This window comes from Sphingomonas hankookensis, from assembly GCF_028551275.1.
GTDB classification, from domain to species: domain Bacteria; phylum Pseudomonadota; class Alphaproteobacteria; order Sphingomonadales; family Sphingomonadaceae; genus Sphingomonas; species Sphingomonas hankookensis_A.
This window is the reverse complement of record NZ_CP117025.1, coordinates 338733-362719: the sequence shown is the minus strand read 5'-3', so window position 1 is coordinate 362719 and position 23987 is coordinate 338733. Positions and strand designations below refer to the sequence as shown.

Here is a 23987-nt window from a genome sequence, read left to right as displayed (position 1 = left end):
CGTTGCGTTTTGTGAGTACCCCCCTCCACCCCGCCCTCTGGGCGTGGTCCCCCTCCCCGTACTGGAGAGGAACTGGTAGGCCGACACCATGACCCGCCCCCGTTCCATGATCCGCAGCTTTCTCCATGGCGAAGCGTCGGGCGGTATCGTCCTGATGCTCGCCTCGGCGCTGGCACTGCTGCTTGCCAATCTGCCCGGCATCGACACCGCCTATTTCCACGCGCTGCATATCGTGACCGGGCCGGTGTTGAGCGACCGGCATGGGCCGATGACGCTGCATTTGTGGGTCAACGACGCGGCGATGGCGTTGTTCTTTCTGCTGGTCGGTTTAGAGATCAAGCGCGAGCTGGTCGACGGGCGGCTCGCCACGTGGGAGCAACGCCGCCTGCCGGTGATTGCGGCGATCGCCGGCATGGGCGTCCCGGCGATGTTGTACCTGCTGGTCGCGCGGTCGACGCCGGGTCTCGCGCAGGGTTGGGCGATCCCGGCAGCAACGGACATCGCCTTTGCTGTGGGCGTCATGGCGTTGCTGGGCAAGCGGGTACCGGCGGCGCTGAAGCTGTTCCTGACGACGCTCGCCATCGTCGACGATATGGGGGCGGTGGCGATCATCGCGCTCGGCTATACCAGCGATCTCGACCTGACGGCGCTGGGCGGTGCGGTGCTGGTGCTGGCGATGCTGGTCGCGCTCAACCGGGCGGGGGTGATGCGTCTGGCACCTTATCTGCTGCTGGCCGTACCCTTGTGGTACTTCGTGTTCCTGTCGGGCATCCACGCGACGGTTGCCGGGGTGCTGGCGGCGATGACGATCCCGGTCAAGCCGACGCCGGGCGCACCGGAGGCGATCGATTCGCCGCTGCACCGGCTGGAACATGCCATCCATCCCTGGGTCGCGTTCGGCGTGGTGCCGCTGTTCGGCTTCGTCAATGCCGGGGTCGCGGTGACCGGCGTGCCGCTGTCGATCCTGTGGGCGCCGCTGCCGCTGGCGGTCGCGGTCGGGCTGTTCGTTGGCAAGCAGGTCGGTGTGCTGGGCGCGATTTGGCTGGCGGTGCGCAGCGGGCTGTCGTGCCGGCCGGGCGATGCGAACTGGATGCAGCTCTGGGGCGTCGCCGCGCTGGCCGGGATCGGCTTCACCATGAGCCTGTTCATCGGCGGGCTGGCCTTTGCCGATGACGCGGCGGCCATCGATCAGGTGAAGATCGGGGTATTGGCCGGGTCGCTGCTGTCCGCGCTGCTCGGCGCGACGCTCCTCCGCCTCGCGCCGGTCAGGGGTAGGTAGCGTCGACCGGGCGCTGCCCGGCCATCGCCTTCGCCACCGCTTCGGCCTGACCCAGCACGCGCAACACGTTGCCTTGCGCCAGCGCCGCGAGGTCGGCATCGCTCCACCCGCGCCGCGCCAGTTCGGCGAACAGCAGCGGATAGCCGTCGACCCCGCCCATGCCTTCGGGACCAGTGCCGGAAATACCGTCATAGTCGCCGCCGATGCCGACCGACGCGCGACCGGCGCCCTTCGCGATATGTTCGACATGGTCGGCCATCGTTGCCGCCGTCACGCGCGGAGCGGGGTTGGCGGCTTCCCAAGCCTTTACCGCTGCCGGTGCCTGCGCACCATACAGGTTGCCCGGCAGCCCCTGTGCCTTGGCAAAGGCGCCGCGGCGATTGTCCCATGCGTTCCACTCCGCCGACAGGAAGGCGGGATAGGCATTGACCATCACCACCCCGCCCTTCGCGCCGATCGCCCGCAGCAGATCGTCGGGAATGTTGCGTGGCCGGTCGGCGAGCGCGCGGGCGTTGGAGTGCGACGCGATCACCGGTGCCTTCGATTCGGCCAGCGCCGCCGCCATCGTCGCATCGGACACGTGTGCGACGTCGATCAGCATCCCCAGCCGGTTCATCTCGTGCACCACCTGCCGACCGAACGGGGTCAGGCCGTTGGCCTGCGGCGTATCGGTCGACGCATCGGCCCAGCCGACGCTCTTGGTATGCGTCAGCGTCATGTAGCGCACGCCGAGATTGTAATATTGCCGCAGCACCGACAGCCGCCCGTCGATCTGGTGCCCGCCCTCCACGCCGATCAGCGAGGCGACGCGGCCGCTCCTGGCGATGCGCGCCATGTCCGCCGCATCGCGAGCCAGCGCCATCCGGGTCGGATTGGCGCCGATCATCCGGCGGACGATGTCGATCTGCTCGATCGTCGTCTCGACCGCCTGCGGACCTGTCGTCGTTGCCGGGATCCAGACCGACCAGAATTGCCCGCCGACATGTCCACGCTTCAGGCGGGCGAGGTCGGTCTGCAGCGGCGGATCGATCTTGCTCGTATCGCTGGTCAGGTCGACCGATTCGACCGCCGCGTGATGATGTTCGCGAATGCCCCACGGCAAGTCGTTATGCCCGTCGATGATCGGCGCGCGTTCCAGCACCCGTTCGGCCCGTGCGCGGTCCTGTGCGGAAGGGGCGGGGGCCTGTGCGGCGGCGAGGAGCAGGAGCGGCAGGATCATGGATCCCACGCTAATCCGTCGCGCGTAGGCCGGACAAGTGCTACGCATGGCATCGGCCATGCGCCGGGGATATGGGAGACGTGCCGATGTACGCCATGCTGTTGCTGCTGGGACAGGCCGCGACGCCCGCCGTCCCGCTGCCAGGCCCGCCCGAGCGAATCTCGATCCTGGTCGATCCCTGCGCGTCGCAGCGGCGCAATTCGCAGGACGACGAAATCCTGGTTTGCGGGGAGGGCGTGCGCGAGCCGCGTCTGCCGCTGCCATCGGAACGCGCGCCCCCCGACCGTCCGCTCGCATCCAATCCTTATGCCGATGGGCGGGGTGCGGAGCTGGCGGCCGACAGCCCATGTGCCACCCTGTCGCAGGGCTGCACCACCGGCGTCGATATTTTCGGTGGCGGCACCTTTGCCATTCGCGCGATCGGCAAGTTGATCGACCCGGGCAGCTGCTGTGAGGAACCGGACGAATACAAGGATGTCGGCAAGCTGGTCGGCGACATCGTGCGCGGGATCAAGGGCGGCCCGTCGAAGAAGGAGCGGGCGAAGCGCGTGGCGATCCCGCTCGATCCGGCGGTGCCGTTGCCGGTAGCGGCCGTAGCGGCGAAGTAGGGGGGCTCGAAGATCCTCCCCGTGCCGGGGAGGATCTTCGCCTCCGGGGGTGACGCGGGAGTGAATCCCGCGTCGTCGGTCGTCGCTATGGCGACGCCGGCCGTCGCCGCCTTGTGCGCTTGGGGCATTGCCCCTTGCGCACCGGTCAGCAGCTTGCGCTGCTTCGCTCAAAGCTTGGCGGTTAGCTCCGGCACCACGTTGAACAGGTCACCCACCAGCCCGACATCGGCAACCTGGAAGATCGGCGCGTCCTCGTCCTTGTTGATCGCGACGATGACCTTGCTGTCCTTCATGCCCGCCAGATGCTGGATCGCGCCGGAAATGCCGACCGCGATATAGACTTCCGGCGCGACGATCTTGCCGGTCTGACCGACCTGATAGTCGTTCGGCGCATAGCCGGCATCGACGGCCGCACGCGAAGCGCCGACGGCGGCGTTCAGCTTGTCGGCGAGCGGATCGATCAGCGCGTGGAACTGCTCTTCCGATCCGAGCGCACGACCCCCCGACACGATGATCTTGGCGCTGGTCAGCTCGGGGCGTTCCGATGCGGCGATCTCGGCGCCGACGAAGCTCGACACGCCCTTGTCGCCGGTCGAGGCGACCGCTTCGACCGTGGCCGATCCACCGGTCGCTGCCGCCTTGTCGAACGCGGTGCCGCGCACCGTCAGCACCAGCTTGGGATCGCTGGTCTTGACCGTCGCGATCGCGTTGCCGGCATAGATCGGGCGGGTGAAGCTGTCCGGCCCCTCGACCGAGAGGATCTCGCTGATCTGCATCACGTCGAGCAGCGCGGCGACGCGCGGCGCGATGTTCTTGCCGGTGGTGGTGGCCGGCGCCAGGAAGGCGTCATGGCTGCCCATCAACTCGACGACCAGCGGCGCGACGTTTTCGGCGAGGTTATGGGCATAGGCGGCATCGTCGGCGACCAGCACCTTGGTGACGCCCACAATCTGCGCGGCGGCCTGTGCCACGCCATCGACGCCCTGACCCGCGACGAGCAGTTCGACCTCGCCCAGCTTCGCAGCGGCGGTGACGGTGGCATAGGTTGCGTCCTTGACCGACTGCCCGTCATGTTCGACCCAAACCAGCGTCTTCATGCGACCACTCCCAGCGTCTTGAGCTTACCGACCAGTTCGTCGACATCGGCGACCTTCACGCCCGCCTGGCGCTTGGCCGGTTCCTCGACCTTCACGGTCGTCAGGCGCGGCGCGACGTCCACGCCCAGATCGGCGGCGGTCTTGGCCGCCAGCGGCTTCGACTTGGCCTTCATGATGTTGGGCAGCGACGCGTAGCGCGGTTCGTTGAGGCGCAGGTCGGTGGTGACGATCGCCGGCAGGGTGAGCGCGACCGTCTCCAGCCCGCCATCGACTTCGCGGGTCACGTTGACCTTGTCGCCCGCGACCTCGACCTTGCTGGCGAAAGTACCCTGCGGATAGCCGGTCAGCGCGGCCAGCATCTGGCCGGTCTGGTTGTTGTCGTCATCGATCGCTTGCTTGCCGAGGATGATTAGCTGCGGCGCTTCCTCGTCGATCACGGCTTTGAGCAGCTTGGCGACGCCCAGCGGCTCGACCTTGGTCTCGCTGGTGATGAGGATCGCGCGGTCGGCGCCCATCGCCAGCGCGGTGCGCAGCGTATCCTGCGCCTTCTGTTCGCCGATCGAAACGACGACGATCTCGGTCGCCACGCCCTTTTCCTTCAGGCGGATCGCTTCCTCGACCGCGATCTCGTCGAACGGGTTCATGCTCATCTTGACGTTGGCCAGGTCGACACCCGACCCGTCCGCCTTCACGCGGGGCTTCACATTGTAATCAAGCACACGCTTGACCGGCACCAGCACCTTCATGAGCACTCCCTCTCAAAACGTTTTACGCGGTGGCATCGCGCGTTTCTCTGGCGGTTTTGCGTGGGTTTCGCAAGTCCGGTATGGAAACGCAGCGACGCCGTAGCGGCAGGTGGCGACCCTAGCGCGAATCGCCCTGCCACCCCAACGAAAAAGGGCCCGGACGTTTCCGTCCGGACCCCTTGTCCGTCGCAGGCAAAGGGCGATCAGGCCGCCTTCTGCACTTCCGCGACGATCTTCTTGGCGGCATCGCCCAGGTCGTTGGCGGGGACGATCGCGAGGCCCGAATTGGCGAGGATGTCCTTGCCGGCCTGCACGTTCGTGCCTTCGAGGCGGACGACCAGCGGCACCGACAGGTTCACTTCCTTCGCGGCGGCAACGATGCCTTCCGCGATGATGTCGCACTTCATGATCCCGCCGAAAATGTTGACGAGAATGCCCTTCACCGCCGGATCGGCGAGAATGATCTTGAACGCCGCGGTGACCTTCTCCTTGTTCGCGCCGCCGCCGACGTCGAGGAAGTTGGCCGGGAACATGCCGTTCAGCTTGATGATGTCCATCGTCGCCATGGCGAGGCCGGCGCCGTTGACCATGCATCCGATATCGCCGTCGAGCTTGATGTAGGCCAGGTCGTACTTCGACGCCTCCAGCTCCATCGCGTCTTCTTCGGTGGTGTCGCGCAGTTCCATCAGGTCCTTGTGACGGAACATGGCGTTGCCGTCGAAGCCGACCTTGGCGTCGAGCACGACCAGCTTGTTGTCGTCGGTGACGGCAAGCGGGTTGATCTCGATCTGCTCGGCATCGGTGCCGAGGAACGCGTCGTACAGCTTCGATGCGACGCTGGCGGCCTGCTTGGCGAGGTCGCCGGTCAGTTCGAGCGCGGCGGCGACGGCGCGGCCGTGGTGCGGCATGAAGCCGGTCGCGGTGTCGATGTCGATCGAGTGGATCTTTTCGGGCGTGTCATGCGCCACGGTTTCGATATCCATGCCGCCTTCGGTCGAGGCGACCATCGAGACGCGGCCGGTCGCGCGGTTGACGAGCAGCGCGAGGTAGAATTCCTTCGCGATGTCGACGCCGTCGGTCACGTACAGGCGGTTGACCTGCTTGCCGGCGTCACCGGTCTGGATGGTGACCAGCGTGTTGCCGAGCATGTCGGTGGCGTGGGCGCGGACTTCGTCGGCGGTCTTGGCGAGGCGGACGCCGCCCTTGGCATCCGGACCCAGTTCCTTGAACTTGCCCTTGCCGCGGCCGCCGGCATGGATCTGTGCCTTCACGACATAGAGCGGTCCGGGCAACTTCGAGGATGCTTCGACCGCTTCCTCGACGCTCATCGCCGAGAAGCCGGCGGGGACGGGCACGCCGAACTTCGCGAGCAGTTCCTTGGCCTGATATTCGTGAATGTTCATGGATTCGCCTTCCGCCTCTCGGGTGGGTGCCTGATAGTTGGCAAAGTTGCCGCGCTAAAGCACATGCGGGAGGTCGAATCCAGCCCAAATCGACCTTAATGCGATTGCGTCGCAGATGCTTTACGAGAGAGCGGTCGCGCAGAGCGCCGCCATGCCCGCCGACAGAGAGCGCGACAGGCCGGCGGATTGCAGGCCGCTGCGCAACCGCGCCTCGGGCACTGCGCAGCCCGTGAGGCCGGCGAGGACCAACAGGGCGGTAAGGCGTCGCAATGTCATGGCCGAGCCGCTATATGCCCGCGATGCACTGGGCAATCGGCATCCTGATCTTCCTCGCCACCGTGATCTTCATGGAAGGCTTCGCCTATGTCGCGCATCGCTGGCTGATGCACGGGCCGGGCTGGTTCCTGCACGCCAGCCACCACCGCCCGCGCCATGGCAACTGGGAGTGGAACGACCTGTACGCCGCGATCTTTGCGGTGCCGTCGATCGTGCTGCTGCTGGGCGGGGTGCAATGGGGGTGGTGGCCGGGGACGATCTGGATCGGCGCGGGCATCGCCGCCTATGGCGCGATCTATTTCGGCTTCCACGACATCATCGTCCATCGCCGGTTGCAGCACCGCTATCTGCCGAAATCCAGCTATATGAAGCGGATCATTTCCGCGCACCGGCTGCACCATGCGGTCGAGACGAAGGACGGCACGGTCAGCTTCGGCTTCCTGTGGGCGCCCAGGCCCGAGGAGCTGAAGGCCGAACTGAAGCGGCGCGGCAATGCCGGGGTGCGCGCGGCGACCGCGACGACCCGCGACCGCGTCGAGCATCCATGACCGCCGGCGGATGGCAGGCGCGGGCGCTGTCGTGGCTGCTCGCGATCTTCGCCACGCTGGCGATGGTCGGCGCGGTGGCGACGATGTCGACCAATGGCGGACCGACACGATCGGGCGCCGAAGTTGACAGCGACGCCACCCGGCAGGTCGATCCGCGCACCGGCGCGCCAGTGCCGCCGCCCGCGCCCTTCACCACCGGCGCGCCGCGCGTCGAGACGCCGCAGAGCATCGCCGTCGCCGCGCAGGCCGCCGCGACGCGCAAGGTCGCCGACTGGCTGGCGGTGCTGACCTATGCCGTGCTGGCGCTGGTCGCGGTGCTGGCGGTCGGGGTGCTGGCGCTGTTCCGTATCGCACAGGTGCTGTCCGAGCGGCGCGATTAGCCGGTGATCGTCGACCCGTTCTTCTATGTCGTCGCCGTCATCGCGGTGGCGATGCAGGGGCTGGCCAAGGGCGGGTTCGCCGGCATGGGCGCGCTGTCGATGCCGCTGCTGGCACTGGCGATCGATCCGGTCCGCGCCGCCGCGATCCTGTTGCCGATCCTGATCGTGCAGGACGTGGTGGGGGTATGGGCGTTCCGGCGGACCTTCGACGGGCGGGTGCTGGCATGGATGCTGCCGGGCGCGGTGATCGGCATCGCCCTCGGCTATGGCTTTGCGGCGTTGGTGTCACCTTCGGCGGTACTGGCGACGGTCGGGCTGATCTCGATCCTGTTCGGTGGCTGGCGATTGTGGACCGAGCGCCATGGCATGCCGGTCGCCAGCCGTTCGCCGGGCTGGGTCGGCACCTTGTTCGGCGTCGCATCGGGCATCACCAGTCAGATCGCCCATGCCGGACAGCCGCCGTTCCAGCTCTGGGTACTGCCGCGCCAACTTCCGCGCGACGTGCTGGTGGGGACGACCGCGCTGTATTTCTGCGCGGTCAACTGGCTGAAGGTGCCGGCCTATATCGGCCTTGGCCAGTTCACGCGCGCGAACCTGCTGACATCGGCCGCGCTGCTGCCGGTGGCGATCGCGACGACGTTCGGCGGGGTGTGGCTGGTGCAGCGGGTGTCGGCGAAGCGGTTCTACACGCTGATCTATGTGCTGATGATCGTGGTGGGGGTGAAGCTGGTGTGGGACGGGGTGGTTTAGCCGGGCAGGCATGCCGCGAAAAGACGATGGCCTGTGTCGTTTCGGCACCCTAGGCTATGCCATGGCCGTTCACCGTCGTCCGCTCGCACCCGTCATTTGCCTGTTTGTTTCGGCATGTGCCGGACAGGTGACGCTGATCCCGCCGCCGACACCGATCGCAGCGCCAATAGCGAAAGACGATTACAAGGTACGGTCACTCGCGGACGTCGATCCCGCACAACCCCTGGCCGGAGCAATGGCGGGGCAGACGCTCAGCCTGTTCGGCCGCGAGGACCTGATCGCCCGCACCAGCAGCGATTACAAGCCGACGGCGTGTTCGCCGATCGCAGGGGCGGGGGATGCGATCGGGACGATCATCGAACGTGCCCGCAAAACCTCGATCGTGATCGTCAATGAAAGCCATGAGCGATCCGAGCATCGCGGCTTTACGGCGCGGGTTGCGCGTGCGCTGCGTCCGCTCGGCTATGACGTACTGGCAATGGAGACATTGTCGATCCCGGCGCTGGGAACGCCGGACAAATTCCTGCCGCCCTATCTCAAGCGACCGGATCAGCTGTATTTCGAAGATACCGACGGCTATTACCTCTATGAAGCCGGTTTCGGACGACTGGGGCGGGAGGCAAAGGCGCTGGGGTATCGCCTGTTGCCCTATGAAGAGCGGTTCAGCGAGACGGCAGCGACCCTGTCCCTGGATGAGGGCATCGCCCGGCGCGAAACGGCACAGGCGGAGCAGCTCGCCGCCTACATCGCCGCGCATCCCAAGGCCAAGCTGCTGATCCATGTCGGTTATTCGCATGCAACCGAAGTGCCGCGTGCCGACGGCCAACGATGGATGGCGACGCGACTGAAGGCGATCACGGGTATCGACCCACTGACCGTGTCGCAGACGACCTGCCGGGGCGGCGGTAGCCGGGAGCGGCTTGCCGTGCTGCCCGCCGAGCAGCGGCCCGGTACGTTCGACGTGGTCGTAGATCATCCGACGGCGAAGTTCGTGCGCGGGCGTCCGGCATGGCGGGTGGCGGCAGGCGACCGGGTGGTGTCGATCCCAACCGCGTTGCGCCCGGCCAAAGGCTGGCGGATCGTCGAGGCGCGGCCGGTCGGGGAGAGCGAGGCGTCGGTGCCGATGGACCGGGTGGCGATCCGGCCGGGCGAGGATATCGCGCTGCTACTGCCGCCCGGGCGGTATCAGCTGAAGGTGGTGGACGTACCGATGGCCGCGAAGGAGTAGGGGGGGCTGTGCCATCGTATTCGGCATGCGTGTCCAGAGCGTTGTCCCGGCGCCTTTTCGTTATCAGCCTGACGAATCTTGCGGGGTCAATCTCAACGCTCCCACGCACTTTAGGCGAGGATAATTTTTGATGGACTTGCCCGCTAAGAAATCCCGCTAAGCACTCTCTGACATTCTTGCCTTGGCGGTAGGTGTAGGTGGAATATTCGTCTCCCGATTTTTGCGTAGCACGTTCCCGGCCCCGCCGGGGACGCTTTGGCTATGGGGATGCGTGGCGGTTGGGTTGGCTGCTGCCTGCGGCGTTGCTTTTGGGCACGGTTTTCGTGGCCTGCCGTGGATGCTGCAACTGGTTGGTGTTTACATTTCGCTGCAGATCCCGCTGCAGGTCGGCTATTCCTACGGTGTCCTATCGTTCTGACCGGCAAGAGCGGCAGCACGGTGGTTTGGCAGCGCCGTCGATGGGACGAACAGGCTTTTCCGTTGCGCTGCTATTGCTCCTGACCAATTGTTCGCCAGCAAATCGCGGCGACCTTTCACCAGTCGCCGGTCCGGGCGTGACGCTGGCATCGACCGAAGGCCTGCCGGACGACACCGCACGCCTGTCCGGCAGCGGGGTTACGGCTGACGTTACCGGGCGCTGGTCGCAGCAGAACGAGACGATCGAGATACGCTATCGGGCAGGAGCGGTGCCGGTTCGTATCGCGATACGGGGCGGAGCGACAGGTATCGCCCGCCCGGCGACCTCCGCGTGGGACCGCACGAAACCCTTTCCCGGCAATGCGATCGGTCGACCGTTGCTGGACGAGGCGCCGCTGACGATCGCGGCCAACGGCGAGGCGCGGGTACAGATCGAGTTCGCGCGGGCGAACGACACGCCCTTGTCGATCGGCGATAGGGTGACGCTGGCGGTGCCGATGCCCGACGGAGCGCGCGCGGTGACGTTTCGTGCAGGCGGGGAATAGGCGACCCGCTACGTCCTACGTCGCGCTGCAAGGTGACGCGAGCGATGGGACGTGACAGGATCGAACCGCACGCTGCCGAAACGGACGAACGACTCGCCCGGCGGCTGGTGAAGGAGAGGATCGATGTCGCGTCTGGTCAGGCAGCTGTCGGCCTATGCCGAATATCATCGCAACGGACATAATGTCGCGACGCACATGGTCGGCATTCCGCTGATCCTGTTCGCCATCGCCGTACTGCTGTCGCGGCCGGCAATCGCGCTGGGCGAGGGGCTGGTGGTCACGCCGATGATGATCGTCGCGGCGGTTGCGGCGGCCGGCTATCTGCGGCTCGACCTGATGTTCGGTGCGGTGCTCGCGGCGTTCCTCGCGCTGATCACGTGGGCGGGGAGCGGGGTGGCCGCCTGGTCGACCGGCGCGTGGCTGGCGGTCGGGCTGGGCAGTTTCGTGGTCGGGTGGACGCTGCAGTTCGTCGGCCATTATTTCGAAGGGCGCAAACCGGCATTCGTCGACGACCTGTCGAGCCTGTTCGTCGGGCCGCTGTTCGTGGTGGCCGAGGCGGCGTTTATGCTGGGCCTGCGGCAGCCGGTGCGGCGGGCGATGGAAGGGGCCCTCCGCCCGCATTGACGCGGGCGGGGCGGCCCGTCCGGATCAGTCGAACAGGCTCGACACCGACGATTCGTCGGCGATGCGGCGGATCGCTTCGGCGAGTAGCGGGGCGATGGTCAGGTGGCGGATCTTCTGCCCCTGCGCGATCACGTCGTGGTTGCCGATCGAATCGGTGATGACCAGTTCCTCGAGCGCCGATGCCTCGACCCGGGCGACCGCGCCGCCCGACAGGACGCCGTGGGTGCAATAGGCGACGACGCCGACCGCGCCGGCCTGCTTGAGCGCCGCGGCGGCGTTGCACAGCGTGCCGGCCGAATCGACGATATCGTCGATCAGGACGCAGAAGCGGCCCTCGACATCGCCGATGATGTTCATCACTTCCGATTCGCCGGCGCGCTCGCGGCGCTTGTCGACGATGGCGAGGGGGGCGTTGTGCAGCCGCTTGGCGAGGCTGCGCGCGCGGACCACGCCGCCGACGTCGGGCGACACGACCATCAGGTTATGTTCGCCGAACCGGGTCTTGATATCCTCCGACATCACCGGCGCGGCATAGAGATTGTCGGTCGGGATATCGAAGAAGCCCTGGATCTGCCCGGCGTGGAGATCGACGCACAGCACGCGGTCGGCGCCGGCCTCGGTCACGATGTTGGCGACCAGCTTGGCCGAAATGGGCGTGCGGGGGCCGGGTTTGCGGTCCTGCCGCGCATAGCCGAAATAGGGGATGACGGCGGTGATGCGCCGTGCCGACGCGCGCTTCAGCGCGTCGATCATGATCAGCATCTCCATCAGATTGTCGTTGACCGGATAGCTGGTCGACTGGACGACGAACACGTCCTCGCCGCGGACATTTTCCAGCACCTCGACGAAGATTTCCTCGTCGGCGAAGCGCCGCACGCTGGCCTTGGTCAGCGGGATTTCCAGATAGTCCGCGATCGCGGTCGACAGGGGAAGGTTGGAATTGCCCGCCAGCAGCTTCATGGGTGCGCCCGTATCCATGATGGAAAGAATGGGTGCGCCATAGAGCGCGCGGACGAATTGTGAAACCCATGTGACGCCCGCGTTTGCGCCGATGCGACAAATGGGCGAGAGGGCTGCGCCATGACCGTCACCCGCTTCGCCCCCAGCCCGACCGGCTTTCTCCATATCGGCAACCTGCGCACCGCGCTTCACAACTGGATGTTCGCGAAGAAGGCGGGGGGCAGGTTCCTGCTCAGGATCGACGATACGGATGCGCAGCGCAGCGAAGAGCGGTTCGTCGCGGCGATCCGGCGCGATCTGGCGTGGCTGGGGCTGGTGCCCGATGGCGAGGAGCGGCAGTCGGCGCGGTTCGATCGGTACGAGGCGGTGTTCGCCGACATGGTGGCGCGCGGGCGGATCTATCCGGCCTATGAGACGCCGGAAGAGCTGGATTTGCGGCGCAAGATCCTGGCCGGGCGCGGGCTGCCGCCGGTCTATGATCGTGCGGCGCTGAAGCTGAGCGACGAGGATCGGGCGCGGCTGGAGGAAGAGGGGCGGCGGCCGCACTGGCGGTTCCGGCTGGAGGCGGAGCCGATCGCATGGGACGACATGGTGCGGGGGCCGCAGCGGTTCGACGGGGCGCTGCTGTCCGATCCGGTGGTGCGGCGCGCCGACGGGTCGTGGCTGTATCTGCTGCCCTCGGTGATCGACGATGCCGATATGGGGGTGACCCATGTCGTGCGCGGCGAGGATCATGTGTCCAACACCGCGACGCAGATGCAGATGTTTGCCGCCATGGGCGCAACGCCGCCGGCGTTCGCGCATGAGGCGCTGCTGGTCGGCAACGAAGGCAAGCTGTCGAAGCGGCTGGGGTCGCTGGGCGTCGAGCATTTCCGGGAGCAAGGGATCGAGCCGGAGGCGGTCGTCGCGCTGCTGGCGCGGCTGGGGACCAGCGATCCGGTCGAGCCGGTGGTCGATCCGGCGCCGTTGATCGCGGCGTTCGATTTCGGCCGCTTCGGGCGCGCGCCGGCGCGGTTCGACGAGGGCGAGCTGGCGCAGGTGAATGCGCGGATCGTGCACCAGCTGCCGTTCGAGCGGGTGCGGCAGGCGCTGCCCGAGTGGATGGACGCGGCGGCATGGGATGCGGTGCGCGGCAATCTGGAGCGGGTCGCGGACGCCGCCGACTGGTGGCGGGTGGTGACCGGGCCGGTCGATGCGCTGCCGGTGGCGGAGGAGGATCGTGCGTTCCTGACCCGCGCGGCGGAGGTTGCCGCCGGGCTGGCATGGGTCGATCCGTGGGCGGAGCTGACCAGTGCGCTGAAGGCCGAGACGGGCCGCAAGGGCAAGGCGCTGTTCCTGCCGCTGCGACGCGCACTGACCGGTATGGACCATGGGCCGGACATGGCCGCGCTGCTGCCGCTGATCGGGCGCGAGCGGGCGGTCGCACGCCTGACGGGCTGACGCGCACGTCAGCTTTACACCGCCCTCGATAGGGTATCTCATCGCATCGGCCGACTGGACGGCAGGAGATACGAATCGAGAAGGAAGGTGGCATGGCATATCAGGGACAACGTGGCCTGAACCCGGTGGGATTGGGCATTGCGATTGCGATCAACGGCGGCCTGCTGGCCGTGGCGATCCTGACGGCGACGACGGTGGTCACGCGGATCGATCCGTGGAAGCCGATCGAAGCGGTCAACGTCCCCATCGAACCGCCGCCCCCGCCCGTCGATATGCCCAAGCCGGTCGAAAAGGCGCTGCCCGATCCCGCGCCGGTCCCGCCGCTCTACGCACCGCCCGCGCCGATCCCGGTGCCGGGCCCGATCATGACCACCACGACCGACATGCCGGTGGCGCCACCGCCCGTCGCCCCGGTGGTGACCGCGCCCGGCGGTACGGGCACCGGCAGCCCGGTGACGGTCGCCAGCCCGCTGCCGGTGCTGGTCAATGCCAGCATCGACCCGCGCTACCGCGCCGATTTCCAGCCCGATTATCCCGCGATCGAACGCAATCTGGCGCGCGACGGCGTGGTGGTCCTGCGCGTGCTGGTCGGTGCCAATGGCCGGGTGAGCGCGGTCGAGCAGGTCAGCGCTACGAGCGATGCGTTCTTCGAAGCGACCAGGCGGCGCGCGCTGTCGAAATGGCGCTTCCGCCCGGCGACCCGCGACGGGGTGGCGGTGGAGAGCTGGCGCGAGATGACGGTGCGCTTCACCATGGAGGATCGCTGATCGGGGTGGCCCGTACCTCGCCGGGGTGCGGGCCTTTAGAAGAGTTGGTTCACGCGAAGGCGCGGAGGCGCGGAGGGGGTGCGTCCGCTGCAACCCGATCCGCGCCAGCAGCCTCGGATCGACCGGGGCAAGCGGCGAAATCGTCTCCCGTTCGCGAGAGACTCGCCTGGAACGCAACCCCTCCGCGCCTCCGCGCCTCCGCGTGAACCATCCTTCTTCTGCACCCGTCCCGAGGGGCTGGCGATCAGACGCCCCCGCGACTATCTTGGCCGGAGTGAAGATTCGCCATCTATTCTCGCCGGTTCATGCCATTCGCGATTTCGTGAACTTCGCCCGCGCGCGCGAAAAGCATGAATGGTGGTTCCTGCTGGCATCGATCTGCGTCGTGCTGGTGATCGGTTGGGCGTTCGTCCACGATTCGCATTTCGAACGCGAGTACAAGCCGAACATCATCTATGTCGAAAGCTGGCCGGCGAACCGCACCGACGAAGAGATCATCGCCCAGCAGCAGATCGACCTGGCCAAGGAACGCGCCGAGGCCGCCGAGTTCGAACGCGAACGTGCCGCGCGGCAGGCGGAATGGAAGAAGATCGACGACAAGCTGAAAAGCTGGGGCATCTGACCCGCTTGGCAACCGCCGGGACGCCCGACGACGCGCGCTGGATGGGCGTCGCGCTGACGCTGGCCGAGCGGACGCGGGGACGGACCGCGCCCAATCCCAATGTCGGGTGCGTGATCGTCCACGACGGTCGGATGGTCGGGCGCGGCTGGACCCAGAGCGGCGGGCGACCCCATGCCGAGGCGGCGGCGCTCGCACAGGCCGGGGAACGGGCGCGCGGCGCGACCGCCTATGTCACGCTGGAGCCGTGCGCGCATGTCTCGACGCGGGGGCCGGCCTGTTCGGACCTGCTGGTGGCCAGCGGGGTAGCAAGGGTCGTCATCGCCCTGACCGATCCCGATCCGCGGACCAACGGACAGGGCATCGCGCGCCTGCGGGCAGCGGGCATCGATGTCGTCTGCGACGTGCGGGCGGACGATGCGGCACGCAGCATGGCCGGGTTCCTGAAGCGGCGGGCGCTCGGGCGGCCGTTCGTCACCCTGAAGCTCGCCCTGTCGCTCGACGGGGCGGTGTCGCGCGCCGACGGGCAAAGCCAGTGGATCACCGGACCCCAGGCGCGCGCGCACGGCCATCTGGAGCGCAGCCGGCATGAGGCGATCCTGGTCGGACGCGGCACGGCGGAGATCGACCGGCCGGCGCTGAACGTCCGCCTGCCCGGCTTGGCCGAACGCAGTCCGCAGCGGGTGGTGCTGTCGGCGGACAGCGCGGCGCTGGACGGGTTCGCGATGCTGTCGTCGATCGATGCGCTGGCCAGCCTCTCCGGCGATCATGTGCTGGTCGAGGGCGGGGCGGCGACGGCGGCGGCGTTCCTGCGCGCGGATGTGGTCGACCGGCTGCTGCTGTACCGGGCGCCGATCCTGATCGGCCATGGCCGGACGCTGCCCGATATCGGATTGCCCGATCTGGCACAGGCGCATGGGCGGTGGCGGCTGTACGACGCCCGGATGCTTGGCAGCGACCGGCTGGAGGTCTACGAGCGCGTCAGGATCGGGCGATAGCACCCGTTCGTCATCTCCGCGCAGGCGGGGATCCGTATACGCCGTCGGTAGCGAACGTGCCGAACCGTCAGCGGCTATGGCTTCCCGCCTTCGCGGGAATGACGAAGGAGCAGTTACCGAGCGATCCGTGAGAAGGAGCGAAGCGTGTTCACCGGGATAGTCAGCGACGTAGGGCGCATCGAATCGATCGACGGGCCGGGCGACCTGCGCGTGAAGATCGCATGCGCCTATGACACCACGACCATCGACATGGGCGCGTCGATCGCCTGTTCGGGCGTGTGCCTGACCGTGGTCGAGAAGGGCCCGAACTGGTTCGCGGTCGATGTGTCGGGCGAAACCGTGTCGCGCACCGCCGACCAATGGGTCGCGGGCCGTCCGCTGAACCTCGAACGCGCACTGAAGCTGGGCTACGAGCTGGGCGGGCATATCGTTACCGGCCATGTCGATGGCGTCGGCACGGTCGTGGACGTCGAGGCCGACCAGGATTCGACCCGCGTGACCTTTGCGATTCCCCGCGCGCTCAGCCCGTTCGTCGCGACCAAGGGGTCGGTGACGATCGACGGCGTGTCGCTGACCGTCAACGACGTCGCCGACGATGCGGCGGGCACGCGCTTTACCGTCAACCTGATCCCCCATACCCAGGCGGTCACCACGCTTGGGACCCTTGCCATCGGGCAGTCGGTCAATATCGAGATCGACGTGCTCGCCCGTTATCTGATGCGAATGGAACAAGTCCGTGGCCAACGCTGAACTGGCGGGTCTCCGCCACGCCTTCCTGTCGTCCCCCGAAGAGATCATCGACGAGGCCCGCAACGGGCGGATGTTCATCCTGGTCGATGACGAGGACCGGGAGAATGAGGGCGATCTGGTCATCCCGGCGCAGATGGCGACGCCCGATGCGGTCAATTTCATGGCGCGCCACGGGCGCGGGCTGATCTGCCTCGCGATGACCAGGGGGCGGGTCGAGCAACTGGGTCTCGACCTGATGGCGCGCAACAACGGCACGCGGCACGAAACCGCCTTCACCGTCTCGATCGAGGCGCGCGAGGGGGTGACGACCGGTATCTCGGCAGCCGATCGCGCGCGGACCATCGCGGTGGCGATCGATGCGAGCAAGGAAGCGTCGGAGATCGTGACGCCCGGCCATGTCTTCCCGCTGGTCGCGCGCGAAGGCGGGGTGCTGGTGCGCGCCGGCCATACCGAGGCGGCGGTCGACGTATCGCGCCTTGCCGGGCTCAACCCCTCGGGCGTGATCTGCGAGATCATGAACGAGGACGGCACCATGGCGCGGATGGACGACCTGGTCGGCTTTTCGCAGCTGCATGGCCTGAAGATCGGGACGATCCGCGACCTGATCGCCTATCGCCGGCGCCACGACCATCTGGTCGAAAAGCGCGCGGAGACGGTGTTCGAGAGCGAGTGGGGCGGCGAATGGCGCGCCATGACCTTCTGGAACAAGGCGACGGGCAGCGAGCAGGTCGCGCTGGTCAAGGGGCTGATCGATCCGGGCAAGCCGACGTTGGTCAGGATGCACGCGCTGTCGCCCTTTGCCGACCTGTTCGGCGAGGGGGGCGAGCGCGGCGGGCTGCTCAGCAAATCGATGCGGATCATCGGCGAGGAAGGGGCGGGTGTGGTCGTCGTCATCAACCGCCCGCGTCCCGACGGGCTGACCCTCGCCATCCACGCCCGCAGCGGGGCGCCGGTGCCCGACATGGAGGAACTGCGCGACTATGGCGTCGGGGCGATGATCCTGAACGAACTGGGCGTCGAGGACATGGTGCTGCTGACCAACACCCATCACACGCTGGTCGGGCTCGACGGCTATGGGCTGAAAATCGTCGGCGAACGGCCGATCACGGAGGATTGAACATGGCGAAGGTGCTGATCGTCGAGGCGCGGTTTTACGACCATCTGAACGACCTGCTCTTGGAAGGCGCGCGTGCGGCGATCGAGGCGGCGGGGCATGAACATGAGACGGTCACCGTCCCGGGCGCGCTGGAAGTGCCGGGAGCGATCGCGATCGCCGACGCCGCCGAGACCTATGACGCGTTCGTCGCGCTGGGCGTCATCATCCGCGGCGAGACCTATCATTTCGAGGTCGTGTCGAACGAGAGCGCGCGCGGGATCATGAACCTGAGCCTCGAAGGCGTGCCGGTCGGCAACGGCATCCTGACCGTCGAGAACGAGGCGCAGGCGCTGACCCGGGCGAAGAAGGACGAGAAGGACAAGGGCGGCGAGGCGGCCAAGGCGGCGCTGGCGATGCTGGCGCTGCGCGAGCGGTTTTCGGTGTGACCTAGCTCCTCCCCGCCCGCGGGGAGGAGTTTTCAAGCCGGCGCTACCTCTCCGACCGGCCCCACCTCCGCCGGTTCCCCGCGCGAATACACACCGGTGAGCAGCCCGGCGGCCAGCACGCGGCCGGCCATCGCCTCCACCACCGCGCTGCGGCCCGGATTGGGATCGAGGTGCGGGGCGTCCTTCAGCGCGAACAGCTGGAAGGCGTAGCGATGCTCGCCATGGCCGGTCGGCGGGTCGGGCGGCAGCCACCCTTCGCGCAGATAGCTGTTGCGGCCGACATCGCCGTGTACCGCGTCGCCGTCGCCATCGGGCTGGATCGCGTCTTCGGCCAGCTGTCCATCGGCCGGGGCGATGTCCCACAGGATCGCATGGACCAGCGGCTGGGGCGAGGGGGCGTCGGCATCCTCGACGATCAGCGCCAGCGACGTGGCAGCCGCCGGCACGCCGCGCCAGTGGAGCGGCGGCGACACCCCCTCACCATCGGCGGTGAAGCGGTCGGGCAGCCGCTGGCCATCGGCAAAGGCGAGGCTGGCGAGGTCAAGGCTGTCGAAGCTGCCCAGCGCCGGATCGACGATCGTCAGCTTGGAGGCGCCCGCACGGACGTTGCGCAACAACGCGCCCAGCCATCCCGGAACATGTTCGAGCATGTCGGTCCTTTCGATAATGGTCGGAACCAGAACCGGCGAAGGGCGCGGCGGGGTCCGTGGTGCGGAAATTTTGGACGGGGCACGATCGGATACCCGGCGGGGTTGCTGCGTTGCAGCAAGGGAACTTGCCGCAAGGAGCCGTCCATGTCCGCATCCACCGAAACACCGCGCCTCGCGCTCGCGTTGCAGGGCGGCGGCGCGCATGGCGCCTATGGCTGGGGCGTCATCGACCGGCTGCTGGAAGAGGATCTGCCTATCGTCGCGGTCAGCGGCGCGTCGGCGGGGGCGCTGAACGGTGCGGCGCTGGTCACCGGGCTGGCGGCGGGCGGACGGCAGGGGGCGAAGGACGCGCTCGAACGGCTATGGGACACGGTGTCGCGCAATTCGCCGCTGCAGGTGTTCGACTTCGGGATGTGGGCACCGCCCTTGTTCGAACCGGCGCTGCGCCGCTCGCTGGAGGTCGGCAAGCTGCTCGGCCGTTATGTCGCGCCGCTGTCGCCGACCCTGCGCGACATGCGGTCGCTCCGGCGGGTGGTGGAGGCGAGCCTCGACCTGTCGCTGCTGACCGATCCCCGTGCCATTCCGCTGTCGATCGCGGCGACGCGGGTGTCGACGGGTGCGGCGCGGCTGTTCGGCAATGCGGAGATCACGCTCGACGCGCTGATGGCCTCGGCCTGCCTGCCCGACCTGTTCGGCCCGGTGACGATCGACGACGAACCCTATTGGGACGGCGGCTTTTCGGCGAACCCTGCGCTCGAGCCGCTGATCTTCGACGGGCACGGACAGAGCGACCTGCTGATCGTGCAGATCACGCCGTTCGTGACGCAGGACACGCCCGAGTCGCTGGTCGAGGTGATGGGGCGGATGAGCGATATCGGCTTCAACGCTTGCCTGCTGCGCGACCTGAAGGCGTTGACACAGGTGCAGGAGATCGCCCGGCGCGCGCCGCCGATCGACGATAACTTCACCGCGCTGGCGAACACCAACCTGCATCTGATGGAGGCACCGCACGCGCTGGCGGCGCGGGGGCCGACCGGCAAGATCGACACGCGCCGCTCGCAGCTCGATGGCCTGCGCGAACTGGGCCGCGAAACGGCGGATGCGTGGTTGCGGGACCATGGCGCAAAGCTCGGCCGCAAGTCGACGCTGACCGCCCTGCCCGAGGCGGTGACGGCTTAGGCCGTCACGATCGCCCCGCCGACGACGGTGACCGGCCAGGGGGTGAGCGACCGGCCGGGGCAGGGGCCGCCGAGGCAGCGGCCGTCTCGAATCGCGAACAGCGCGGCATGCCAGCTGCACGTGATCGCGCTGCGGTCCGGGGTCAGATAGGCGTCGAGCGTTTGCGCCAGCGGCAGACCCATATGCGGGCAGCGGTCGACATAGCCGAATACTGCCTGCCCTTGCCGGACGACGAAGCCGTGGAAGCGTCCGGCGCGCAGTTGCAGGACGTAATTGCGCGCGGTGCCGTCGGGGATGTCGCTCAATGGCCCGATCGTCACCCCGGCCGGGGTCGCGAAGACGCGTTCGTCGGTCATCCGGGCAGCTGCGCCTTGGCGAAACCGGTCCACACATCGTCATAGTCGAGCTGCATCGTCGGCGTGGCCATCGCCCACGCGGTCGGGCGGACGACGTGGCGGGTCTCGAACATGAACGCCATGGTGTCGGCGATGCGGTGCGGCTTCAGATCGGCGGCGACGGCCTTCTCATAGCTCGCCTGGTCGGGGCCATGGCCGTTCATCTGGTTGTGGAGCGATGCACCGCCGGGCGCAAAGCCGCCTTCCTTCGCATCATAGGCGCCGGTCACCAGCCCCATGAACTCGCTCATGACGTTGCGGTGGAACCAGGGTGGGCGGAACGTGTCCTCCGCCACCATCCAGCGCGGCGGGAAGATCACGAAGTCGCAATTGGCGGTGCCGGGCGTCTCGCTGGGCGATGTCAGCACGGTGAAGATCGACGGATCGGGATGGTCGAAGCTGACCGTGTTGATCGTGTTGAAGCGGGTCAGGTCGTAGCGGCAGGGGGCGAGGTTGCCGTGCCATGCGACGACGTCGAACGGGCTATGGTCGAGGGTAGTTATCCACAGCCCGCCCTGAAATTTCTGGATGACGTCGCAGGGGGCGTCGCTGTCCTCGAACCAGGCGGAGGGCGTTTCGAAGTCGCGCGGATTGGCGAGGCCGTTGGCGCCGATCGGCCCCAGGTCGGGCAGGCGGAACAGGCTGCCGTAATTCTCGCAGACATAGCCGCGCGCCTGTCCGTCCGGCAGCTTCACCCGGAAGCGGACGCCGCGCGGGATCAGCGCGATCTGCAACGGCGCGACGTCGATCCGGCCCAGTTCGGTGTCGATCGCCAGCGCGCCCTGTTGCGGCACGATCAGCAATTCACCATCGGACGAGAAGAAGGCGCGGTCCATGTCCTTCGTCGCGGCATAGAGGTGGACGCCGACGCCGCTCTGCGCGGCGACATCGCCGGTTGCGCCATAGGTGACTAGGCCGTCGACCCAGTCGGTCGGATCGCTCGGGAGCTGTAGCGGGTCCCAGCGCATCCGGTTGGGGCTGGGCGGGGTGTCTATGGGGGCGGACTGGAGGTGGCTGGCGCCCACATAGGGCACGAACGCACCGTGATTGGCGGTCGGGCGCAGGCGGTAGAGCCATGACCGGCGGTTCTCGGCACGCGGCGCGGTGAAGGCGGTGCCGGACAGTTGCTCGGCATACAGGCCGAAGGGGACGCGTTGCGGGCTGTTGCGGCCGATGGGGAGCGCGCCGGTGACGGCTTCGGTGGCGATGTGGTTGGCGAAACCGGGGTGGTAGGTCATGGTCACCTCATCTTTCGTCCGGCGTTCTGTCGTCACCCCGGACTTGATCCGGGGTCCCGCTTCTTCGCTACTGTCGGAGAGGAAGCGGGACCCCGGGTCAAGCCCGGGGTGACGTCGTGGTTGGGTCGACCCGGTCGTTGCCCGCCGGGCCGTCAGTCGCAGCGAAGCCGCGCCCTGTGGCCCGGCTCCGTCGCGCTGGCCGGGCGCGGGGCCGGGGCCTTCGCCCCGGCATTCGCTCGACGCTTAGGCGTCGACCGTAATCACCCCGCGCCGAATCTGATCCAGCTCGATGCTCTCGTACAACGCCTGGAAATTACCGTTGCCGAAGCCCTCATTCCCCTTGCGCTGGATGATCTCGAAGAAGATCGGCCCGAACATCGGCTCGGTGAAGATTTGCAACAACAGCCCTTCGTCGCCGACATTGCCGTCGATCAGGATGCGGTTGCGCTTCAGGCGTTCGAGGTCCTCGCCATGGCCCGGCACGCGCTTGTCGACCAGTTCGTAATAGGTCTCGATCGTATCCTGCAGCTTCACGCCGCGCGCGCGCAGTTTTTCGACGGTTTCGAAGATATCCTCGGTAGTGAAGGCGAGGTGCTGGATGCCTTCGCCATTATAGTCGCGGATGAATTCCTCGATCTGGCTCTTGTCGTCCTGGCTTTCGTTCAGCGGGATGCGGATCGCCTTGTCCGGGGCGATCATCGCCTGGCTGAACAGGCCGGTCGCCTTGCCCTTGATGTCAAAATATTTCTGCTCTTCGAACCCGAAAATCTGGTTGTAGAAGGTCGACCAGGTCCGCATCTGCCCGCGCTTCACATTGTGGGTCAGATGGTCGAGCAGGTCGAGGCCGACATTGTTCTCGGCCTCCGCTTCCGCCGCGCCCGGCACCGCTTCCCAATCGTCGTACAGCGAACCCGCATCGCCATGCTGGTCGACCAGATATAGCATCGACCCGCCGATCCCCTCCAGCGCATAGCCTTCGCCCAGTACGCCGCGCGACGCGTCGGCCGGTTTGGCACCGCGCGCGACCGCTGCGTCGAACGCCGCCTTCGCATCCGCCACCCGGAACGCCATCCCCGACGCCGATGGGCCGTGCTGCGCAGCAAATTCCGCAGCATGGCCGTCCGGAATGCGGTTCAGCAGCAGGTTGATGCGGCCCTGCTTGTAGCGGACCACGTCGCGCGTGCGGTGCTTCGAGGCGGCGACGAAGCCGAACTGTTCCAGCTGCCCAGCCATGCGGTCGAGATCGGGGGCGGTGAATTCGCAGAATTCGAACCCGTCGAGGCCCATCGGGTTGACGTCCATGTGGTCCACGGCTGCATCCTCTCCAATTCGTATCAATTGATACCAATCTGTTCCTATGGATCAGTCGAGTCAAGCGTCTCCCATGGCGGCGGCGACCAGCGTGCGGCGAGGTGGTCGATGAAGGCGGTCACCGCCGGGCGTGGGTCTTCGCCATGAACGGCGTGGATGGCGAGGTCGCGGGGCCCCTCCCATGCCGGCAGCACGCGCACCAGCCGCCCCTCGGCCAGCGCCGGCCCGACATCCCATAGCGAACGCAGCGCGATGCCGACCCCGGCCAGCGCCAGTTCGCGAACGATCTCGCTGGAATTGGTGCGGACATGGCTGCGGCCGGTCACCTGCGCCCGACCGCCGGGGCGCAGCAGCGCCCACGGCAACTGGCCCTCGGCGGCGAGCAGCCGGTGGCCGGCCAGTTCCCGGGGGTGGGTGGGTACGCCATGCTCGGTCAGATAGGCCGGGCTGGCGCAGACGATGCGGCGATTATCGGCCAGCCGCCGCGCGACATGGCCGGCGGGCGGATCGGCCGTGATGCGGATCGCGCAATCGATCCGCTCGGCCGCCAGATCGACATAACTGTCGGACAGCGACAGTTCGAGCTGCACCGCCGGATGATCGCGCAGGAAGTCGCCCAGATGCGGCGCGACATGCAGCCGCGCGAACGAGGTCGGCGCGGCAATGCGCAAGGGGCCGGCGGGGGCGGCGGCGGCCCCGGTCACCCGCGCTTCGGCTGCCGCCAGTGCCGACAGGATCGGCGCCAGGTCGGCATGCAGTTGCGCCCCGACCGGGGTCGGGTGCAGCCGCCGCGTGGTCCGTTCGATCAGCCGGGCGCCGAGCCGTGCCTCGAACCGGGCCAGCCGCTTCGACACCATCGCGGGCGAGATGTTCAGCACCCGCGCGGCGGCAGCGATGCTGCCGGTGTCGAGGATCGCGGCGAACAGTTCGTGGTCGGGATCGAGCGGCATTCGTTCCTCGGCGGAATGGCTGTGCTGCGATTATGGGTGGTTCCGGCGGGAAAGACGAGGGCGTATGG

Annotated in this window: 27 protein-coding genes; 16 read left to right on the top strand and 11 right to left on the bottom strand. The window is 67.5% G+C overall.

The window, feature by feature from the left end:
• The first annotated feature begins 88 nt into the window (after positions 1–88).
• Positions 89–1279 carry a Na+/H+ antiporter NhaA gene (nhaA, locus tag PPZ50_RS01785; RefSeq protein ID WP_066692232.1) on the top strand — a complete coding sequence of 397 codons (1191 nt, stop codon included), beginning with the start codon at positions 89–91 and terminating at the stop codon, positions 1277–1279.
• Here nhaA and PPZ50_RS01780 read toward each other — a convergent pair.
• Positions 1266–2498: a dipeptidase gene (locus PPZ50_RS01780; RefSeq protein ID WP_066692229.1), complete on the bottom strand. Its 1233-nt coding sequence runs from the start codon at positions 2496–2498 to the stop codon at positions 1266–1268. The genes nhaA and PPZ50_RS01780 overlap by 14 nt on opposite strands.
• An 80-nt stretch (positions 2499–2578) precedes the next feature.
• On the opposite strand from PPZ50_RS01780, the gene PPZ50_RS01775 reads away from it, so the two are divergent.
• The gene (locus PPZ50_RS01775) at positions 2579–3106 is read left to right on the top strand and encodes a hypothetical protein (RefSeq protein WP_126014991.1); all 528 of its coding nucleotides are present in this window, start codon (positions 2579–2581) and stop codon (positions 3104–3106) included.
• A 167-nt stretch (positions 3107–3273) separates the two neighbouring features.
• Here the strand turns inward: PPZ50_RS01775 and PPZ50_RS01770 are convergent, their stop codons facing one another.
• The 4 genes from PPZ50_RS01770 to PPZ50_RS01755 form a co-directional block, all read right to left on the bottom strand.
• Positions 3274–4203, bottom strand: a complete 930-nt coding sequence (locus PPZ50_RS01770) for an electron transfer flavoprotein subunit alpha/FixB family protein (RefSeq protein ID WP_066692224.1) — start codon at positions 4201–4203, stop codon at positions 3274–3276.
• A complete protein-coding gene (locus tag PPZ50_RS01765; RefSeq protein ID WP_066692222.1) occupies positions 4200–4949 on the bottom strand; it encodes an electron transfer flavoprotein subunit beta/FixA family protein in 750 nt (249 codons plus the stop codon). Before PPZ50_RS01765 ends, PPZ50_RS01770 begins: the two co-directional genes overlap by 4 nt.
• A 203-nt stretch (positions 4950–5152) precedes the next feature.
• Entirely contained in the window at positions 5153–6352 is a 1200-nt protein-coding gene (sucC, locus tag PPZ50_RS01760; RefSeq protein WP_066692220.1) for an ADP-forming succinate--CoA ligase subunit beta, read from the bottom strand.
• A 120-nt stretch (positions 6353–6472) separates the two neighbouring features.
• Positions 6473–6628 carry a hypothetical protein gene (locus PPZ50_RS01755; RefSeq protein WP_164523916.1) on the bottom strand — a complete coding sequence of 52 codons (156 nt, stop codon included), beginning with the start codon at positions 6626–6628 and terminating at the stop codon, positions 6473–6475.
• A gap of 23 nt (positions 6629–6651) precedes the next feature.
• On the opposite strand from PPZ50_RS01755, the gene PPZ50_RS01750 reads away from it, so the two are divergent.
• The 6 genes from PPZ50_RS01750 to PPZ50_RS01725 all read left to right on the top strand — a co-directional run bounded on the left by PPZ50_RS01750 (position 6652) and on the right by PPZ50_RS01725 (position 11120).
• Complete coding sequence (locus tag PPZ50_RS01750) at positions 6652–7176, top strand: sterol desaturase family protein (protein ID WP_066692798.1); 525 nt, start codon at positions 6652–6654, stop codon at positions 7174–7176.
• On the top strand, positions 7173–7556 hold the full coding sequence (locus PPZ50_RS01745) for a hypothetical protein (protein ID WP_066692219.1): 384 nt from the start codon (positions 7173–7175) through the stop codon (positions 7554–7556). The genes PPZ50_RS01750 and PPZ50_RS01745 overlap by 4 nt, the downstream gene beginning before the upstream one ends.
• Positions 7557–7607: 51 nt before the next feature.
• On the top strand, positions 7608–8306 hold the full coding sequence (locus tag PPZ50_RS01740; RefSeq protein ID WP_066692796.1) for a sulfite exporter TauE/SafE family protein: 699 nt from the start codon (positions 7608–7610) through the stop codon (positions 8304–8306).
• Between the two features lie 10 nt (positions 8307–8316).
• On the top strand, positions 8317–9534 hold the full coding sequence (locus tag PPZ50_RS01735; protein ID WP_272815694.1) for a hypothetical protein: 1218 nt from the start codon (positions 8317–8319) through the stop codon (positions 9532–9534).
• A gap of 458 nt (positions 9535–9992) precedes the next feature.
• The gene (locus PPZ50_RS01730) at positions 9993–10496 is read left to right on the top strand and encodes a hypothetical protein (protein ID WP_126013541.1); all 504 of its coding nucleotides are present in this window, start codon (positions 9993–9995) and stop codon (positions 10494–10496) included.
• A 123-nt stretch (positions 10497–10619) separates the two neighbouring features.
• On the top strand, positions 10620–11120 hold the full coding sequence (locus PPZ50_RS01725) for an Mpo1 family 2-hydroxy fatty acid dioxygenase (RefSeq protein ID WP_066692213.1): 501 nt from the start codon (positions 10620–10622) through the stop codon (positions 11118–11120).
• A 24-nt stretch (positions 11121–11144) separates the two neighbouring features.
• Here the strand turns inward: PPZ50_RS01725 and PPZ50_RS01720 are convergent, their stop codons facing one another.
• Positions 11145–12080 carry a ribose-phosphate pyrophosphokinase gene (locus tag PPZ50_RS01720; protein ID WP_066692211.1) on the bottom strand — a complete coding sequence of 312 codons (936 nt, stop codon included), beginning with the start codon at positions 12078–12080 and terminating at the stop codon, positions 11145–11147.
• Between the two features lie 120 nt (positions 12081–12200).
• On the opposite strand from PPZ50_RS01720, the gene gltX reads away from it, so the two are divergent.
• The 7 genes from gltX to ribH all read left to right on the top strand — a co-directional run bounded on the left by gltX (position 12201) and on the right by ribH (position 18196).
• Positions 12201–13520 (top strand): glutamate--tRNA ligase, encoded by a 1320-nt coding sequence (gltX, locus tag PPZ50_RS01715; protein ID WP_066692209.1) that lies wholly within the window; start codon positions 12201–12203, stop codon positions 13518–13520.
• Positions 13521–13612: 92 nt separating this feature from the next.
• Complete coding sequence (locus PPZ50_RS01710) at positions 13613–14287, top strand: TonB family protein (RefSeq protein ID WP_066692207.1); 675 nt, start codon at positions 13613–13615, stop codon at positions 14285–14287.
• 274 nt (positions 14288–14561) lie between these two features.
• Positions 14562–14909: a hypothetical protein gene (locus tag PPZ50_RS01705; RefSeq protein WP_066692205.1), complete on the top strand. Its 348-nt coding sequence runs from the start codon at positions 14562–14564 to the stop codon at positions 14907–14909.
• A gap of 41 nt (positions 14910–14950) precedes the next feature.
• On the top strand, positions 14951–15904 hold the full coding sequence (gene ribD, locus PPZ50_RS01700; RefSeq protein ID WP_066692790.1) for a bifunctional diaminohydroxyphosphoribosylaminopyrimidine deaminase/5-amino-6-(5-phosphoribosylamino)uracil reductase RibD: 954 nt from the start codon (positions 14951–14953) through the stop codon (positions 15902–15904).
• A gap of 144 nt (positions 15905–16048) precedes the next feature.
• Complete coding sequence (locus PPZ50_RS01695; protein WP_272815693.1) at positions 16049–16654, top strand: riboflavin synthase; 606 nt, start codon at positions 16049–16051, stop codon at positions 16652–16654.
• Positions 16641–17771: a 3,4-dihydroxy-2-butanone-4-phosphate synthase gene (gene ribB / locus PPZ50_RS01690; protein WP_066692193.1), complete on the top strand. Its 1131-nt coding sequence runs from the start codon at positions 16641–16643 to the stop codon at positions 17769–17771. The genes PPZ50_RS01695 and ribB overlap by 14 nt, the downstream gene beginning before the upstream one ends.
• A gap of 2 nt (positions 17772–17773) precedes the next feature.
• On the top strand, positions 17774–18196 hold the full coding sequence (gene ribH, locus PPZ50_RS01685; RefSeq protein WP_066692191.1) for a 6,7-dimethyl-8-ribityllumazine synthase: 423 nt from the start codon (positions 17774–17776) through the stop codon (positions 18194–18196).
• A gap of 32 nt (positions 18197–18228) precedes the next feature.
• Here the strand turns inward: ribH and PPZ50_RS01680 are convergent, their stop codons facing one another.
• Entirely contained in the window at positions 18229–18846 is a 618-nt protein-coding gene (locus PPZ50_RS01680; RefSeq protein ID WP_066692188.1) for a YbhB/YbcL family Raf kinase inhibitor-like protein, read from the bottom strand.
• Positions 18847–18990: 144 nt separating this feature from the next.
• Here PPZ50_RS01680 and PPZ50_RS01675 point away from each other — a divergent pair, with 144 nt between their 5' ends.
• A complete protein-coding gene (locus PPZ50_RS01675) occupies positions 18991–20025 on the top strand; it encodes a patatin-like phospholipase family protein (protein WP_066692186.1) in 1035 nt (344 codons plus the stop codon).
• Here PPZ50_RS01675 and PPZ50_RS01670 read toward each other — a convergent pair.
• The 4 genes from PPZ50_RS01670 to PPZ50_RS01655 form a co-directional block, all read right to left on the bottom strand.
• Positions 20022–20381 (bottom strand): Rieske (2Fe-2S) protein, encoded by a 360-nt coding sequence (locus PPZ50_RS01670; RefSeq protein ID WP_066692177.1) that lies wholly within the window; start codon positions 20379–20381, stop codon positions 20022–20024. The genes PPZ50_RS01675 and PPZ50_RS01670 overlap by 4 nt on opposite strands.
• Entirely contained in the window at positions 20378–21658 is a 1281-nt protein-coding gene (hmgA, locus tag PPZ50_RS01665) for a homogentisate 1,2-dioxygenase (protein WP_066692175.1), read from the bottom strand. Before hmgA ends, PPZ50_RS01670 begins: the two co-directional genes overlap by 4 nt.
• Positions 21659–21901: 243 nt before the next feature.
• Positions 21902–22960: a 4-hydroxyphenylpyruvate dioxygenase gene (hppD, locus tag PPZ50_RS01660; RefSeq protein WP_066692172.1), complete on the bottom strand. Its 1059-nt coding sequence runs from the start codon at positions 22958–22960 to the stop codon at positions 21902–21904.
• A gap of 53 nt (positions 22961–23013) precedes the next feature.
• On the bottom strand, positions 23014–23919 hold the full coding sequence (locus PPZ50_RS01655; RefSeq protein ID WP_066692169.1) for a LysR family transcriptional regulator: 906 nt from the start codon (positions 23917–23919) through the stop codon (positions 23014–23016).
• Between the last annotated feature and the right edge of the window lie 68 nt (positions 23920–23987).

Excerpts from the sequence above, each read along its gene's own strand:
- ribD (WP_066692790.1), top strand. The coding sequence starts at position 14,951 with ATGGGCGTCGCGCTGACGCTGGCCGAGCGGACGCGGGGACGGACCGCG.
- PPZ50_RS01735 (WP_272815694.1), top strand. The coding sequence starts at position 8,317 with ATGCCGCGAAAAGACGATGGCCTGTGTCGTTTCGGCACCCTAGGCTAT.
- PPZ50_RS01780 (WP_066692229.1), bottom strand. The coding sequence starts at position 2,498 with ATGATCCTGCCGCTCCTGCTCCTCGCCGCCGCACAGGCCCCCGCCCCT.
- PPZ50_RS01680 (WP_066692188.1), bottom strand. The coding sequence starts at position 18,846 with ATGCTCGAACATGTTCCGGGATGGCTGGGCGCGTTGTTGCGCAACGTC.
- PPZ50_RS01670 (WP_066692177.1), bottom strand. The coding sequence starts at position 20,381 with ATGACCGACGAACGCGTCTTCGCGACCCCGGCCGGGGTGACGATCGGG.
- PPZ50_RS01745 (WP_066692219.1), top strand. The coding sequence starts at position 7,173 with ATGACCGCCGGCGGATGGCAGGCGCGGGCGCTGTCGTGGCTGCTCGCG.
- hppD (WP_066692172.1), bottom strand. The coding sequence starts at position 22,960 with ATGGACGTCAACCCGATGGGCCTCGACGGGTTCGAATTCTGCGAATTC.
- PPZ50_RS01655 (WP_066692169.1), bottom strand. The coding sequence starts at position 23,919 with ATGCCGCTCGATCCCGACCACGAACTGTTCGCCGCGATCCTCGACACC.
- PPZ50_RS01750 (WP_066692798.1), top strand. The coding sequence starts at position 6,652 with ATGCACTGGGCAATCGGCATCCTGATCTTCCTCGCCACCGTGATCTTC.
- PPZ50_RS01730 (WP_126013541.1), top strand. The coding sequence starts at position 9,993 with ATGGGACGAACAGGCTTTTCCGTTGCGCTGCTATTGCTCCTGACCAAT.
- hmgA (WP_066692175.1), bottom strand. The coding sequence starts at position 21,658 with ATGACCTACCACCCCGGTTTCGCCAACCACATCGCCACCGAAGCCGTC.
- PPZ50_RS01755 (WP_164523916.1), bottom strand. The coding sequence starts at position 6,628 with ATGACATTGCGACGCCTTACCGCCCTGTTGGTCCTCGCCGGCCTCACG.
- PPZ50_RS01710 (WP_066692207.1), top strand. The coding sequence starts at position 13,613 with ATGGCATATCAGGGACAACGTGGCCTGAACCCGGTGGGATTGGGCATT.
- PPZ50_RS01725 (WP_066692213.1), top strand. The coding sequence starts at position 10,620 with ATGTCGCGTCTGGTCAGGCAGCTGTCGGCCTATGCCGAATATCATCGC.
- gltX (WP_066692209.1), top strand. The coding sequence starts at position 12,201 with ATGACCGTCACCCGCTTCGCCCCCAGCCCGACCGGCTTTCTCCATATC.
- sucC (WP_066692220.1), bottom strand. The coding sequence starts at position 6,352 with ATGAACATTCACGAATATCAGGCCAAGGAACTGCTCGCGAAGTTCGGC.
- PPZ50_RS01770 (WP_066692224.1), bottom strand. The coding sequence starts at position 4,203 with ATGAAGACGCTGGTTTGGGTCGAACATGACGGGCAGTCGGTCAAGGAC.
- nhaA (WP_066692232.1), top strand. The coding sequence starts at position 89 with ATGACCCGCCCCCGTTCCATGATCCGCAGCTTTCTCCATGGCGAAGCG.
- PPZ50_RS01720 (WP_066692211.1), bottom strand. The coding sequence starts at position 12,080 with ATGAAGCTGCTGGCGGGCAATTCCAACCTTCCCCTGTCGACCGCGATC.
- ribH (WP_066692191.1), top strand. The coding sequence starts at position 17,774 with ATGGCGAAGGTGCTGATCGTCGAGGCGCGGTTTTACGACCATCTGAAC.
- PPZ50_RS01675 (WP_066692186.1), top strand. The coding sequence starts at position 18,991 with ATGTCCGCATCCACCGAAACACCGCGCCTCGCGCTCGCGTTGCAGGGC.
- PPZ50_RS01740 (WP_066692796.1), top strand. The coding sequence starts at position 7,608 with ATGCAGGGGCTGGCCAAGGGCGGGTTCGCCGGCATGGGCGCGCTGTCG.
- PPZ50_RS01765 (WP_066692222.1), bottom strand. The coding sequence starts at position 4,949 with ATGAAGGTGCTGGTGCCGGTCAAGCGTGTGCTTGATTACAATGTGAAG.